Raw genomic sequence first — 15,346 nt, 5'->3', positions numbered from 1 at the left:
GGCAACTGCCGCCTACCAATGGGTCAATATTACTGGGCCAGTTTTTTCACTCGGCTCAGGTTGCCACCAACCGCTTTGGTCAGGCGCTGGCCATAGTCTTTATCGGCGTGGTAGAAATAGCCCAGCATAATGTGTTTGGTGTTGTCATCGCGCACCTTACCCAGATCACCAGCTAGGTTTTCGATCAGGTTCTGACGCTCTTTCAAACTCAAGCTGCGATAGAAAACACCGGCCTGGGCAAATGGCAGTTTCTTCTCAATCGCCTTTTGCTGGGTACTGCCAGTGAGCAGCTTATTGCTGTACAGGCCTTTGGGATCTTCGCTGCGGGCATCAATACGGCTCGGCTGATAGTTCACATCGGAAGTCTGCTGCCCGTAATTTGCGGCTCCATCTTGGTTCCAGTTATTCACTACTGCGCGGGGACGATTGATCGGCAGCTGCTGATGATTCGCTCCCAAGCGATACATTTGAGTATCGGAGTAGGAGAAAACACGGCCCTGCAGCAGACGGTCTTCAGACGGTTCAATGCCGGGCACAATATTGGCTGGCGCAAATGCGGCTTGCTCAGTTTCCTGGAAAAAATTAGTGGGCACACGGTTGAGCGTCATGGTGCCGACTTTGGTTTCCTCCACATCCAGCCACATTTTAGTCGCGTCGAGTGGGTTGTAATTAAAGCCATCAAGCTGAGAAGGTTTCAGTACCTTGATATACAAATCCCACTGGGGGTAGTCTCCTTTCTCAATGGCCGCGTACATATCTCGCGTCGCATGACTGAAATCTTTCGACTGGATTTCCGCCGCTTCCTCCGCACTTAGGTTTTTAATACCCTGGCGGGTTTTCCAGTGGAATTTCACATAATGTACTTCGCCCTTATCATTGATAAGTTTATAGGCGTGCACACCCCAACCATCCATTTGACGCAAGTTTGCCGGGGTGCCGTAGTCAGAATAAACCCAGCTGAGCATATGGGTGGCTTCTGGTACATGGCTAAAGAAATCGAAAAAGCGATTTGGATCCTGCTGATTAGTTACCGGAGAGGGTTTCAGGGAATGCACCATATCCGGAAATTTAATCGCATCGCGAATAAAAAATACCGGCAGATTATTGCCTACGAGATCCCAGTTGCCCTCATCGGTATAAAACTTGGTGGCGAAGCCACGGGGATCGCGCAGAGTCTCCGGCGAGCCTTTGGAATGAATTACGGTTGAGAAGCGCACGAAGACTGGTGTCTTACTACCGGGCTCAAATACCACCGCTCGGGTCAGGTCACCAATATCCTTTGTAGCGACAAATTCACCGTGTACTCCTGTGCCGCGCGCATGTACAACCCGCTCTGGAATACGCTCGCGGGCAAAGCGTTGTAATTTCTGGATCAGGTTCACATCCTGCAGTAAATTTCCACCATTTTCTCCCGCAGTTTGTGAGTTCTGATTGTCACCTATCGGTGCGCCATTATCGCGAGTTAATGTCTCAGCATTGGCACCGCCTATCAGGCCGATAGTTAATGCAAATAAAGGAAGATATTTCATCGGCAAGTCCGTCCCTAAAATTGTTTCTATTACAGGGACAGAGCTTATAAGCGAGTATATTTAGTGGGAAATTAGACCTTATTATCGTTCTTATAGTTGGGATTAATAAGCTGCACTGACTATAAAATTCCCCCTCAAGTTTTATCACTTTTTTTAAAGTGACGCTTTGGCATCAGATACCAAAGCACAATTGCCACCAAAAAAAGCGCAGGAATATCTCCCAACAAATTCGCTCGCTCAGTGCGATCGTACAATGCTTGAAACAGCATAATGGTGGCATGCACCAAGCTGGACCAAACGGTAAACCAAATTAAGCTGGCATTGGCTGCGGGATCTTTTGCCGCGCGAATAAGAAAAACACCCAAAGTTGCATAGATCCCCATAATCATCTGCTCATATTCCGGCTGTCGTGGGGTCCACCCCCACCCAGATGGCCAAACCCACATCATCATCGGATAAATAGCAAATATAAAGATCAGGCCTACGACTACCAGTGCAATAGGTAGGTACTTGGCGCGGACAGCATCATCCATAACAAAGTCTCTATTTTATTAGCTAAGCAACTACCTGAATTATTCCTGCAAATCGCCGGGCAAATGACAAACCACCTCGAGATTGTTGCCATCCGGGTCTAATACATAGGCTGCGTAGTAATCCGGGTGATACTCTTCATAGATATCCGGCACACCATTATCGGTACCACCCGCTGCCAATGCAGCTCGATAGAAATCACGCACTACCTCACGTTCCTCGGCCCGAAAGGCAATATGTAGCTGAGAGCTGCTGACTTCCTCGCTGCGAATCCAAAATTCCGGCTTATCCGCCCAGCCAAAACCAGCTGAATTATCAAACTCCATCACCAGTTCATACCCCAAACACGCCAGGGCTTGGCGATAAAACTCACGGGAACGGGTAAAATCTTCAACCGGTATTCTGATGTGATCCAACATGGATTTACTTTCCCTTTCATAGGCTGGCTTCACCGCCAATCTGCAAGATAGTCCAGGGAAGGGAGTTAGACCTTGCTTGGAATGGAATCGTGACGGGCTTTACTGCGTGAAAAGAACCATTACAGCGTCGAGGCTGATGACAACCCAGCAAATTCTGTCGCCAAGTTGCCATGCCAAAATTTGAGGGGTCGGGTTAAGGAGTGATATACCAGTGATACAACCCATATGCTGCCACACCAAATCCAAAGATAAGCTGGCCGACCAAAAGTACCCGATAGGCAAAGGTGTAACGCGCAATTTCCCCACGGCGGATAGCGTCATTGGAAAAAATTCTAGCCTCTTCGGGATACTGCTGCTCGAGATTTTGCAGGGCGGGTACCGCTAACCTAAGTAGCTCGCGGCTGCGTACATCCATCAACCAAAATACCGTTACCAGGATCATCACAAAACCACCGAGCAGGGCCAATATAAGCGGGTGAAAATTTTTCTCCACCGCAGTAAAAATCCCACCCTCCACAAACATGGTCAGTACAACAAAAAAATTAAAAACCTTGAGGCGCTGGTCAGCTGCAAAGCGATAGTGCTCACAAAGGTACTTTACCTGCTCCAAACTCTTTCTCCTTGAGTCAATTTACTGGCCTTGAACCACCGCGCGATGGCACCGATAAGAGCAAAAAAGCCGGGCGATGCCCGGCTTTTCTACAGTCCCCAACAGCCACGCCGTCAGGGAATAGTACTTGCGCTAAATTCAGGTCAGCGATTTTCGCGATGTGCCAGTAGATCGTCAACTACTGCAGGGTCCGCCAGGGTGGAGGTATCTCCAAGGTTATCCAACTCATTACAGGCTATCTTGCGCAGAATACGCCGCATAATTTTTCCCGAGCGGGTTTTAGGCAGGCCCGGCGCCCATTGAATGACATCCGGCTTGGCAATAGGCCCTATCTCTTTGGAGCAGAGTTCAATTAACGCCTGCCGCAAGGCTTCACTGGGTTCCCGCCCTGATTTCAGGGTAACAAACGCATAAATACCCTGACCCTTAATATCATGCGGATAACCCACCACTGCGGCCTCTGCGGTGTCCGGGTGCAACACCAGGGCACTCTCGATCTCAGCGGTGCCTAGGCGGTGGCCAGAAACATTCAACACATCGTCGATACGCCCGGTGATCCAGTAGTAACCATCCGCATCCCTGCGCGCACCATCGCCAGTAAAGTAATAACCGGGATAAGTAGAAAAGTAGGTATCAATCATACGTTGGCGATCGCCATATACTCCGCGAATCATCGAGGGCCAGCTTTTTTTAATCGCCAGAGCACCTTCTCCCGCACCTTCGATTTCTTTGCCGTCCCCATCCAACAACACCGGCTGCACACCAAAGAAAGGCTTTGTGGCGGAACCCGGTTTAAGCGCCATAGCACCGGGTAGCGGTGTGATCATATGAGCGCCGGTTTCCGTCTGCCACCAGGTATCCACAATAGGGCAGCGCTCATCACCGACTACCTTGTAATACCACTCCCAGGCCTCTGGATTAATTGGCTCACCCACGGTCCCCAATAGTCGCAGGGAGCTGCGTTCTGTACTGGTGACAAACGCATCCCCCGCTCCCATTAATGCACGGATCGCCGTGGGCGCAGTGTAAAAGCTGTTGACCTGATGTTTATCCACAACCTGCCAAAAACGTGAGGCATCCGGATAGGTGGGCACGCCTTCAAACATTAACGTGGTGGCTCCTGCAGCCAGGGGACCGTAAACGATATAGCTGTGTCCGGTAATCCAACCGACATCCGCGGTGCACCAGAAAACCTCACCCTCCCGGTAATCAAATACATATTTGAAAGTCATAGTGGCCATCAGCAAATAACCAGCGGTGGTATGTAGCACCCCTTTTGGTTTGCCGGTGGAACCGGAGGTATAGAGGATGAACAGCGGATCTTCAGCGCTGACGACTTCTGGTGCACAGTCGCCATCCATTTCTGCGATGGCATCCGCATACCAGATATCCCGTTTACTATCCCAGTCCACTGGGGCGCCGATATGCTTTACCACAATGGCCGTATGAACGCTGGGGCACTCAGACAGGGCCTGATCTACATTAGCCTTGAGGGGAATATGCTTACCCCCTCGAATCGCTTCATCGGCGGTAATCACCAAGCGACAATCAGAGTCGAGTATGCGATCCCTTAGCGAAACCGGCGAGAAACCGCCAAACACAACCGAGTGCACCGCACCAATACGGGCACAGGCGAGCATGGCATAGGCCGCCTCGGGAATCATGGGCATATAAATGCAAACCCGATCCCCTTTCTTCACTCCACGAGACTTCAACAGGTTCGCCAAGCGGCACACATTGTCATACAGAGTGCGATAGGTAATCGCCACACTATCCGCAGGGTCGTCTCCCTCCCACAAAATGACGGTTTGCTCACTGCGGCTAGCTAAGTGTCTGTCGATGCAATTCACCGTGACATTGAGTTGACCATCGGCAAACCAAGCCGTATGCCCTCGGTGCATATCCTCCTCCAGCACCTGGGTAAAAGATTTTTCCCACTGCAGAAAATCCTTGGCCTGCTGAGCCCAGAATGCCTCTGGATCTTGCACCGATTGTCGATACATTTTTTCGTAGTCTTCAGCGCCAATCAGAGCATTGGCAGCAAACTTGGCAGGTATGGGGCGGGTATGCACATCTGACATCATCTTCTCCCTTATTATTAGCGTGGCACCTTGGCCTAGAGAATTCTGAATTTATGGGGTCTTATTCGACTCACTTTATAGCATTGCCTGGGTGAAACAATCCCCCCACCGCTGGCAGAGCTGAAAAGTAGGAAACATTCACACGGTACAAGATAATTCGTCCATTCCTCACCCACTGGGGACGGCTAAAACAACAAGGGGCCAGAAGGTTGACTAACAACAGAAAATTATCGATTAAGCCCTGGGCAATTTACCGGATATTAAATCCAGATATTATTATCCGCGGTCAGTTCACCTCCGGCATCACCAGTATTCACAACACCTCTGGGCTCAACCAGTAAAATCTCGCACTCCTGTTCAGCCCTTGGCTTGTGCTCCACGCCTTTGGGCACCACAGCCATCTCCCCAGGACCCAAACAGATAGTATTATCGCGAAACTCAATTTCCATTTGTCCTGAGACAACGATAAAAACCTCATCCGTATCGGGATGATCATGCCAGGTAAACTCTCCTTGTATCTTTACCAGCTTGAACTGGTAATCATTCATCTCCGCGATGACCTTAGGAGACCAATGGTCCGAGAACTTTGCTAGCTTTTCTCTAAAATTAATGACTTTATAGCGCATTTCTAATCCTTTCCTCCTAAGCAAGAAAGCACTTATTAATTAAAACTATATCAAACGTGAGATCTCAACTAAGTCTCTGAGGCTTCCAACAGTATGCTGACTAAAAACCAACATCCCCGATTCACTTAGACGGGCAGCCACTATTCCAATTCCTTTTTTCTTCACTCCTGAAAAACTGCCATCGTAAATAAAGTTCGAACCACAGGATGGGCTGTTTTCTGTAAGCACCGCAAACTTGATATCCTGATCTCGACACAAGCTCAGGGCTACGTCCGCGCCCCATATAAATTAATCTGTCAGATCCTTATGATCAATTCCTATAACTCTGGCCGTGCCCGCTAAAACCTCAGCACCACTACCGCCGAAAATCTCTGCCGGATCTCTGGGTATAGGCAATCCGGCTGCAACTTCCGGACACAGAGGAACGATATCCTGGGTTTCTATAAACCAATCAAAATCGTTGTTATGGACCTCAACATCACTACCGTTATAACGCACGGCACACCCCAGGAGACAAGCACTCACTAGTATTTTGTTCATATACACCTGCGGTCAAAATGTACACAATAGAAAATAATGCTTAAAGATCACTTAGATTACATGAGCATAAAGGTTGCCCAGCAAGTAAATTAAGATAGAAAGCCGGAAAAGTAAGACAAATAAATCCAGGTTAAGCGAAGGCCCCCTAAACAAATCCATTAGAGAAATAAATCATGCTGCGCTCTATACTGATTTTGATTATCAGCCTGTTAACAATCCCTGTAGCTAATGCCAAACAATTGGCGATTACGCTTGACGATGCCCCCCGCAAAGCCGATGGCTACTTTGACGGACCAACTCGAGCAAAAACACTAATTGAGAACCTGGAAAAGCACAAAATTGGACAAGTAACCTTCTTTGCCACCACGCAATCACTGAATCAGGAAGGCCTAGAGAGAATAGGCACATACAACAAGGCCGGGCATATTATTGGCAATCACACCCATAGCCATCCCAACTTTCTTGAGACAGAGCTATCCGTCTATCAGTCGGATTTTTTACAAGCCCATCATCTACTACAACAATTTGACAATTTTAAACCCTATTTCCGCTTTCCCTATCTGCGCGAGGGAGAAACTATCGAAAAACGGGATGGCATGCGAAATCTATTACAGAAAAATAATTACCAAAATGCCTATATCACCTTAAATAATTACGACTGGTATATCGAAGAGCTTTTCCAAGCGGCGGTGAAAGTCGGGAAACCGGTTGATATGGAGAGACTCTCAAAGTTTTATGTCGACGTTCTTATGGCGAGTATTAATTACTACGACGATATGGCGAGCAAATATCTCGGGCGCTCACCCAAGCACGTCCTACTGTTACATGAAATGGACATTACGGCGTTGTTTATTGGCGATTTAGCTCGTCGCCTGCAGCGGGAAGGCTGGGAAATAATTTCTTTGCAGGAGGCCTATCAAGATCCCATCGCCAAATACCAACTCGACCAACCGATTAAATACAATCCTGGCAGAATCGGCGAAATCGCCCTTGCTAAAGGGCAAAAGAAAAATCTCTGGCATTACACCCTGGATGAGTCCTACCTGGAAAAGAGGTTCAATCAGGAAGTGTTATTGATGTCTGATCACTAAATGTCAGGGATACTACAGGGCACAAAGCCCTGTAACGGAGAGAATCAGGCTTCAGCGAGCTGAACCGGAATGGTATTAGTGCTGCGCTCTACCTTGTTGCTTTCATCCAGGTAGACCAGCTTGGGCTTGTGGCTATCGGCCTCTGCCTCTGTCATCTGGGCATAGGAAGCGATAATAATACGATCGCCAACTTGTACACGGCGGGCAGCGGCACCATTCATGGAGATAATACCGGAGCCGCGCTCGGCCAGAATCACATAGGTGTGAAAGCGCTCACCGTTGCTCACGTTGTAAATATCGATTTTTTCGAATTCGCGCAGACCGGCCAGCTCTACCAGATCTTCATCAATTGCGCAGGAGCCGTCATACCAGAGTTCGGCCTGGGTCACCGCGGCCATATGCAGTTTGCACTTCAACATTTCAATTTGCATGGTTGGATGCCCCTCAGAGTTCCAGGGATACGTTGTCGATCAGGCGCGCGGCACTGGTGTACATCGCCCCCAGAATCGTAATTTGTTTATCGTCATCAGCCGCCGGCTGTAAGTCCTTGCTGTAGCAGATGGAGAAATAGTCGACGCGGAAGCCAGTGTCTTCGATACGCTGGCGCGCCTCTTTTTCCAGGTCGGCAAAATCCCGGCGCCCACCCACGATTTCATCTTTAACCCAATTCAGTGACTGGTTGAGCACCGCCACCTTGGGACGCTCATCGGCAGTGATATAGCCATTGCGCGAGCTCAGAGCCAGACCGTCGCTCTCGCGGTGTACCGGCGCAGCAATGATTTCCACCGGAATACACAGGTCCTCGACCATACGGCGAATCACCGCCAATTGCTGGAAGTCCTTGATGCCAAATACGGCCTTGTCCGGCTGCACAATATTAAACAGCTTGGAGACTACCGTCGTCACCCCTTCGAAGTGACCGGGGCGACTCGCGCCACAAAGCACATCGGTCATGGCCGGGCAAACTACGCGGGTCTGCTGGTCCATACCGTTGGGATAAATCTCGTTCTCATCCGGGTGGAACAGGAAATCGCACTCGGCTTCGCGCAACCGGGCCATATCCCGCTCCATAGTGCGCGGATATTTGTCCCAATCCTCATTCAGGCCAAACTGCAGGCGGTTGACGAAGATCGATACCACTACTAGGTCGCAGTGCTGCTGGGCCAACTTGACCAGCTCGATATGGGCGTCGTGCAGATTGCCCATGGTGGGCACGAAGCCCACGGTCTTGCCGTCTGCTCGGGCTTTGGCCAGCGCCTCGCGCAGGCTGGCTACGTGGTGGAAGACTTGCATCTCTCTACCGCTCACTATGTATCAGCGCGGCATCATACTCGCTGAGACGAGGCGTCTCAACTTAGCAAAAGTGCCGCTATCCCCAGGTTTTTTCCACGACATCTCTGATAGCTCACAGACCACGTCTAGGTCATATCAGCCGGATTCCAAGTCACTTACAAATTATCCCACCACACCTCTCCCCCACCTCAGGTTATCGCACAGAGTTCAGGAAGTGTTCATACCCGCCAGGGCAAACTGCCCGCCAAGATCCACAAACGACTTTAAACGACATCAAAGAGCCATCCGTGCTCGGGAGCGCTGCCATGAGACACCTCACTACTGCCATCGCCGCCGCGGGCCTATTGCTCCTGGCAACCCCTGCCATATCCGAAGTACATAGGGGACACCAGCGGGCAATGGACCACGATCACCACGGACAGGGAAGAGCCCATCGCGAGCAGCGTCACATGGAACGCGACAGACATCATAATCGCAAGCACGAGAGAGAACATCGTAGAGAAGAGCGCAGACAGCGCAAGGAAGCACGCAGAGAGCGTAGAGAGGAGCGCAGACATCGCCGAGAAGTCCGCCACGCTTACAAAGATGGTTACTCCGATGGCTATAGCCGCGGCCACCGCACAGGCCACCGGCACGAGCACCGCGCGGTGCACAGACCCCATTATCGCCGTGGACACCATGGGCATCGTCCTCGCTGGCGCCCGGCACATTACGGCTACGGCTACAGCTGGCGCCACCTACCGCAAAATTTTGTCAGTGTCAGCATCGGCGCCACCGGCTTCTACTATAGCGAAGGTATTTTCTACCGCCCGGCTTCTCACGGCTATGTGGTAACCCGTCCGCCCCACGGCGCCATCGTGCATAGCTTACCGGCCTCGGCCCTGACAGTGGTTGTCGGTGGCTACAACTACTACGTAGCCTACGACACCTATTACCGCTGGGATGACCGGCGACGCGGCTACCGCGTTGTGCCCAATCCCGGACTGTTTTAACCACCCTATTCCATCCTCCCAAGCTTCAGCGGTCTTCGGACCGCTTTTTTATTTCGCGGCTAAATTTCCACAAGAATTCCTCATCGTAAAGCGCGCTGAAGCCAGAAAAAAACCGAATAAATATTTAGTTTTTTACAGGGAAAAAAATCAACGTTTTTTTATCTATAGTTATTGCTTTCCAGCACTGCTGGGCCCAAGATTCGCGCCCGCCACAGATCAACGGAAAGGCGCCATGAAACAGCAACAAGTAAAAAACTGGACCTGCGACGATTCTGCCGAACTTTACGGCATCCGCAACTGGGGCGCCGGCTATTTCGATTTAAATCAAGACGGTGAAGTTTCGGTCCTGGTCGAGGGTCCCAAAGGGGAATCCCAAAGTGTCTCTCTGATGGAGATCGCCCGCGGCGCCACCGAGCGCGGCCTGGGCATGCCCTTACTACTGCGCATTGAAAATCTGCTCGATGCACAGATCGCCCGCATTAATGAATCCTTTGCCCGCGCCATCGAAGATTGCGGCTACGGTAATGTTTTTCGCGGGGTCTTCCCGATCAAAGTCAACCAGCAATGCCAGGTGATCGAGGAGATCGCCAGCGCCGGCCGCCGTTTTAACCACGGCCTGGAGGCTGGCAGCAAGGCGGAGCTGATCGCTGCACTGTCCATTCTGGACAACACCGAATCTCTGATCATCTGTAACGGCTACAAGGACGAGGAATTTATCAACCTCGGCCTGCAGGCGCAGCGCCTGGGTGTACAGATTTTCTTCGTGGTAGAAACGCCCTCGGAAGTGGAAACCATCATCCGCTGCGCAGAGCGCGAGCAGGTGCGCCCCAATATCGGCGCGCGGGTGAAACTCGCCTCCAAGGTGGGCGGCTACTGGAACGCCACCAGTGGCGACCGCAGCATTTTCGGCCTGGGCAGTAACGACCTGATTGCCATGGTCGACCAGCTGCGCAGCCACAATATGCTCGACTGCCTCAAGCTGCTGCACTACCACCTGGGCTCGCAGGTACCGAATATTCGCGATATTCGCACTGGAGTGTTGGAAGCTTGCCGCTACTACGCCGATCTGGTGGAAGAAGGCGCTCCCATGGGCTATCTGGACTTGGGCGGTGGCTTGGCGGTGGACTACGACGGCACCAAGACCAACTACACCCACTCCAAGAACTATTCCCTCGACGAGTATTGCGTGGATGTCGTGGAGGCCATTATGGGGACTCTCGACAGTGAAGGGGTTGCCCACCCGGTGATTATCACCGAGTCCGGCCGCGCTACCGTGGCCTACTCCTCAGTGCTTTTGTTCGATGTGCTCGACACCACCCGCTTCGAACCGGTGGAACTGGAGCACACCAAGATCAGCGACGGCGATCACCAGATGTTGCTCAATCTGCAGGATGCGGTGAGTAGCATCACCCCCAAAAACCTTCAGGAGAGCTACAACGACGCCCTTTATTATCGCGACGAAGTGCGTTCTTTGTACCTGCACGGCCAGGTGAGCCTGCGCGAGCGCGCCAATGCGGAGAACCTGTTCCTGCAGGGTGCCCAGGAAATTCGCGCACTCCTCGACGAAGCCGAAGTAATACCCGCTGACCTGCAGGCCCTGCCAGAGGTGCTGTCGGATATCTACTACGCCAATGTGAGCGTCTTCCAGTCGATCCCGGATATGTGGGCCATCGACCAGGTATTCCCGCTACTGCCGATCCATCGCCTGGACGAGGCGCCGACCCGCTCGGGTATCATCGCCGACATCACTTGCGACTGCGACGGGAAGATCGACCGCTTTATCGGTCGCGAGAAGGAGCAGAAAACCCTGCCCCTGCACGAACTGAAAGACGGCGAGGACTATATCCTCGGAACCTTCCTGGTGGGGGCCTACCAGGAAACTCTGGGCGATTTGCACAACCTGTTTGGCGATACCAACGTGGTGAGTGTACGTATCCAGGAGGACGGCAGTATCGACTTCAGCCATGAGATTCACGGCGACAGTATTTCCGACGTGCTGAGTTACGTAGAATATCAACCCAAAGAACTTTTCGAGCGTTTCCGCCGCCTGGCGGAGCGCGCTGTGAAACAGGGGTTGATCACCGCTGCCCAGCGCAAGCAGATTCTGCATACCTATACCGCCAGCATGAGCGGTTACACCTACTTCGAAAAGTAAGTTTAAAAAATAAGGCGGCAAGCCTTTAAGAAGATAGCGGCGGCCAACGCCGCAGACTAAGGAGATCTTTATGGCCAACGTACTGATCATCGGCGCCGGCGGCGTCGGCCAGGTAGTTGCGCACAAGTGCGCACAAGTTCCTGAAGTATTTGAAAACATCACTCTCGCCAGCCGCACCAAGAGCAAGTGCGACAAGATCGCGAAGATGTTGCCGCGGAAAATTGATACCGCCGAAGTCGATGCGGATAACGTACCCGAACTGGTCAAGCTGATCGAAAAAGTGAAGCCGGACATGATCATCAATGTGGCCCTGCCCTACCAGGACCTGCACATCATGGATGCCTGCCTGGAAACCGGCGTGCACTACCTGGACACCGCCAACTACGAGCCGCCGGAAGAGGCCAAGTTCGAGTACAAGTGGCAGTGGGCCTACCAGGAGAAGTTCGAGAAAGCCGGCCTGATGGCCCTGCTCGGCAGCGGTTTTGACCCCGGTGTGACCAGCGTATTTACCGCCTACGCCAAGAAGCACCACTTCGATCGTATCCACACCCTGGATATTCTCGACTGCAACGCCGGCGACCACGGCCTGCCTTTCGCCACCAACTTCAACCCGGAAATCAATATCCGCGAGATTACCGCCAACGGCCGCTATTGGGAAAATGGCCAGTGGGTAACCACCAAGCCGATGGAAGAGAAGCGTGTCTTCAACTTCCCCGAAGGCATCGGCGACAAAGACATCTACCTGCTGTACCACGAAGAGCTGGAGTCCCTGTCCAAGCACTTCCCTGAAATCGAGCGCGCGCGCTTCTGGATGACTTTTGGTGAAAGCTACCTGAAGCATCTCGAAGTACTGCAAAACGTCGGTATGACCGGCATCGAACCGGTGCAGTTCCAAGGCCAGGAAATTGTGCCCATTCAGTTCCTCAAGGCGATGCTGCCAGACCCCGCCAGCCTGGGCCCGCTGACCAAAGGCAAGACCTGCATCGGCAACATTATCCGCGGCAGCAAAGACGGCGAAGAGAAGATCTACTACGTCTACAACACCTGCGATCACCAGGATTGCTACAAAGAGGTACAGTCCCAGGCCATCTCCTACACCACTGGAGTACCGGCAATGATCGGCGCCAAGATGATGCTGGAAGGCAAGTGGATGAAGCCCGGCGTGTGGAACATGGAGCAGATGGACCCGGACCCCTTTATGGACGACCTGAACAAGTACGGCCTGCCCTGGCAGGAAACCTGGCTGGATAAGCCCTTCCAGTAATTCCGCACTTTTCCATACCCCTCGGGATGGGCCCTGGCGCCCATCCCGCGCAGCAGGATAAAGAAGCTCCCTATGGATCTCACTCCCCGCCTAGACTACTTCGGACACTTTGACCCCTACCGCGTACCCTCTCCTTGTTTCGTGGTCGATGAAATCGCCTTGCGCGACAACCTGGCACTACTGGCCGATGTGCAGAAACGCAGTGGCGCCAAAGTATTGGCCGCATTGAAAGCGTTCTCCATGTTCAGCACCGGTCCAATTGTTGCTGAATATCTGTCGGGCACCTGTGCCAGTGGCCTGTTTGAGGCGAAACTCGGCTTTGAAGAGTACGGCGGGCGCGACCAGGGCAAGGAAGTCCATGTATTCAGCGCCGGCTATAAGGAAGATGAACTGCGCGAAATTCTGCAGTTCGCCCACCACGTGATCTTCAACTCCTTTTCCCAATGGAAGCGTTACCGGGAACTGTGCCTGGATATGCAAAGGCAGCGCCCGGAGCTGCGCTTTGGTCTGCGTATCAACCCCGAACATTCCGAAGGCCACACCGATCTCTACGACCCCTGCGCACCCTGCTCACGGCTCGGTATCGTGCGTTCACTGTTTGAGGGTGAGTCGCTGGAGGGCATTAGTGGCCTGCACTTCCACACCTTGTGCGAGCAGGACTTTAAACCGCTGGAGCGCACCATCGCTGCCGTGGAAGAGAAATTTGGCGACCTGATCCCGCAGATGGAGTGGATCAATTTCGGCGGTGGCCACCATATCACCCGCCGTGATTACCAGGTCGACGAGCTGGTTAGCGCTGTGCGCAGCTTCTCTGAAAAATATGACGTGCAGGTCTACCTGGAGCCAGGCGAGGCCATTTCCCTGTTCTCCGGCATCCTGGTGACAGAAGTGGTGGATACCGCCTGGAATGGCCAGAACCAGGCCATTCTCGACGCCTCCGCCACCTGCCATATGCCGGATGTTCTGGAGATGCCCTACCGGCCGGAAATCACCGGTGCCGCGCGCCCCGGCGAGCTGCCCCACACCTACCGCCTGGGCGGGCAGAGCTGTCTGGCCGGGGACAGTATCGGCGAGTACAGCTTCCACAACCCCCTCAGGGTGGGGGAGCGCTTGGTATTCGAGGAAATGGCCTACTACACCATGGTGAAGACCAATACTTTCAATGGTATCCCTCTGCCGTCCATCGCCCTGTGGAACTCGGAGACCGATGACCTGAAGATAATCAAAAGCTTCGGTTACGAGGACTTCAAAGAGCGCCTCTCCTGATAGCCCCAACAAGATAGTGATGCGGCGGGCAGTACAAACCCCGCCGCCAGAGGACATGCAGATGCAGCCAGAAAACGATTACCCAATTTTCCTGGGCTCCGAAATCGAGCAACCCAAGCCCGAGGACGCCTTCTTTCATATCATCCCCATCCCCTATGAGGAGACTGTTTCCTACGGTGGCGGCACCGGCAAGGGCCCGGCCTCTATCCTTGAGGCCTCCTGGCAGTTGGAAACTTTCGACAATTTCTCCTCACCCTGTGAGCTGGGTATCTACACCCGCCCGCCAGTCGAAGTGCGCAGTGATGCAGAGCAGGTCATGCACAATATCGCCGCAGCGACTCAGGAGGTATTAGCGTTGGGCAAGATGCCAGTGGGCATCGGCGGCGAACACTCGGTGACCTGGGGCATTATCAAAGGCCTGCTGGATGCCGGTGAAACCGACTTCGGCGTGGTACAGATCGACGCCCACGCCGATCTGCGCGACCGCTATGAGGGCCACAAGCACAGCCACGCCAGCGTGATGCGCCTGGTGGTAGAGGCCGGCGTGCCCTTGTTCCAGTTGGGGATTCGCGCCTACTGCGAAGAAGAGATGCAGGCGCGCAAGGATTACAACGTCGGCTATCTGGACGCCCATCAGCTAGTGCCCAACAACGTGCAGGAATTCCAGCTGCCAGAAAACTTCCCCAAGAAAGTCTTCTTTACTCTGGATGTAGATGGCATGGACCCTTCGGTGTTTCCCTCTACCGGCACTCCAGTACCCGGCGGTCTGGGCTGGTACCAGACCCTCAACCTGTTCGAATCCGTGGCGCGCCAACGCCAGATTATCGGTTTTGACGTACTGGAATTCGCGCCAATTGACGGCTTCCACGCCTATGATTTCGCCGCTGCCCAGCTGATGTACAAACTGATGGGGATTATTCAGCGCAACCGCTGAGGCAGCCTCGCTTTC

At 52.8% G+C, this 15,346-nt stretch carries 14 protein-coding genes and 1 pseudogene; 6 read left to right on the top strand and 9 right to left on the bottom strand.

The features are described 5' to 3' along the window. Positions 1 to 29: 29 nt before the first annotated feature. From MJO52_RS01655 to MJO52_RS01625, 7 genes and pseudogenes are all read right to left on the bottom strand, one after another. On the bottom strand, positions 30 to 1,529 hold the full coding sequence (locus MJO52_RS01655; protein ID WP_252084266.1) for a catalase: 1,500 nt from the start codon (positions 1,527 to 1,529) through the stop codon (positions 30 to 32). Positions 1,530 to 1,663: 134 nt separating this feature from the next. After that, complete coding sequence (locus MJO52_RS01650; protein ID WP_252084265.1) at positions 1,664 to 2,062, bottom strand: DUF6632 domain-containing protein; 399 nt, start codon at positions 2,060 to 2,062, stop codon at positions 1,664 to 1,666. Between the two features lie 39 nt (positions 2,063 to 2,101). Then, positions 2,102 to 2,479 (bottom strand): VOC family protein, encoded by a 378-nt coding sequence (locus MJO52_RS01645; protein WP_252084264.1) that lies wholly within the window; start codon positions 2,477 to 2,479, stop codon positions 2,102 to 2,104. 193 nt (positions 2,480 to 2,672) lie between these two features. Beyond that, complete coding sequence (locus tag MJO52_RS01640; RefSeq protein WP_252084263.1) at positions 2,673 to 3,089, bottom strand: RipA family octameric membrane protein; 417 nt, start codon at positions 3,087 to 3,089, stop codon at positions 2,673 to 2,675. A gap of 143 nt (positions 3,090 to 3,232) precedes the next feature. Then, positions 3,233 to 5,170 (bottom strand): acetate--CoA ligase, encoded by a 1,938-nt coding sequence (acs, locus tag MJO52_RS01635; RefSeq protein WP_252084262.1) that lies wholly within the window; start codon positions 5,168 to 5,170, stop codon positions 3,233 to 3,235. A 260-nt stretch (positions 5,171 to 5,430) separates the two neighbouring features. Continuing rightward, positions 5,431 to 5,796, bottom strand: a complete 366-nt coding sequence (locus MJO52_RS01630; protein WP_252084261.1) for a cupin domain-containing protein — start codon at positions 5,794 to 5,796, stop codon at positions 5,431 to 5,433. 45 nt (positions 5,797 to 5,841) lie between these two features. Further along, positions 5,842 to 6,336: pseudogene (locus MJO52_RS01625) on the bottom strand (DUF523 domain-containing protein). 173 nt (positions 6,337 to 6,509) lie between these two features. On the opposite strand from MJO52_RS01625, the gene MJO52_RS01620 reads away from it, so the two are divergent. Further along, positions 6,510 to 7,427 (top strand): polysaccharide deacetylase family protein, encoded by a 918-nt coding sequence (locus tag MJO52_RS01620; protein WP_252084260.1) that lies wholly within the window; start codon positions 6,510 to 6,512, stop codon positions 7,425 to 7,427. A gap of 44 nt (positions 7,428 to 7,471) precedes the next feature. Here the strand turns inward: MJO52_RS01620 and panD are convergent, their stop codons facing one another. Beyond that, positions 7,472 to 7,858 carry an aspartate 1-decarboxylase gene (panD, locus tag MJO52_RS01615; RefSeq protein WP_252084259.1) on the bottom strand — a complete coding sequence of 129 codons (387 nt, stop codon included), beginning with the start codon at positions 7,856 to 7,858 and terminating at the stop codon, positions 7,472 to 7,474. Between the two features lie 13 nt (positions 7,859 to 7,871). Then, positions 7,872 to 8,720 (bottom strand): pantoate--beta-alanine ligase, encoded by an 849-nt coding sequence (gene panC, locus MJO52_RS01610; RefSeq protein ID WP_252085947.1) that lies wholly within the window; start codon positions 8,718 to 8,720, stop codon positions 7,872 to 7,874. 305 nt (positions 8,721 to 9,025) lie between these two features. Between panC and MJO52_RS01605 the strand changes: the two genes are divergently transcribed. The 5 genes from MJO52_RS01605 to speB all read left to right on the top strand — a co-directional run bounded on the left by MJO52_RS01605 (position 9,026) and on the right by speB (position 15,331). Then, a complete protein-coding gene (locus tag MJO52_RS01605) occupies positions 9,026 to 9,712 on the top strand; it encodes a DUF6515 family protein (protein WP_252084258.1) in 687 nt (228 codons plus the stop codon). A 232-nt stretch (positions 9,713 to 9,944) separates the two neighbouring features. Continuing rightward, a complete protein-coding gene (gene speA / locus MJO52_RS01600; protein WP_252085946.1) occupies positions 9,945 to 11,867 on the top strand; it encodes a biosynthetic arginine decarboxylase in 1,923 nt (640 codons plus the stop codon). A 70-nt stretch (positions 11,868 to 11,937) separates the two neighbouring features. Continuing rightward, positions 11,938 to 13,131 (top strand): saccharopine dehydrogenase family protein, encoded by a 1,194-nt coding sequence (locus MJO52_RS01595; RefSeq protein ID WP_252084257.1) that lies wholly within the window; start codon positions 11,938 to 11,940, stop codon positions 13,129 to 13,131. A gap of 72 nt (positions 13,132 to 13,203) precedes the next feature. After that, positions 13,204 to 14,397, top strand: a complete 1,194-nt coding sequence (nspC, locus tag MJO52_RS01590) for a carboxynorspermidine decarboxylase (RefSeq protein ID WP_252084256.1) — start codon at positions 13,204 to 13,206, stop codon at positions 14,395 to 14,397. A gap of 61 nt (positions 14,398 to 14,458) precedes the next feature. Further along, entirely contained in the window at positions 14,459 to 15,331 is an 873-nt protein-coding gene (speB, locus tag MJO52_RS01585; RefSeq protein ID WP_252084255.1) for an agmatinase, read from the top strand. The last annotated feature ends 15 nt before the right edge of the window (positions 15,332 to 15,346 follow it).

The organism is Microbulbifer variabilis (assembly GCF_023716485.1).
Taxonomy (GTDB): domain Bacteria; phylum Pseudomonadota; class Gammaproteobacteria; order Pseudomonadales; family Cellvibrionaceae; genus Microbulbifer; species Microbulbifer variabilis_B.
The sequence above is the reverse complement of the archived record's forward strand: the minus strand, read 5'-3'. Positions and strand labels throughout refer to the sequence as shown.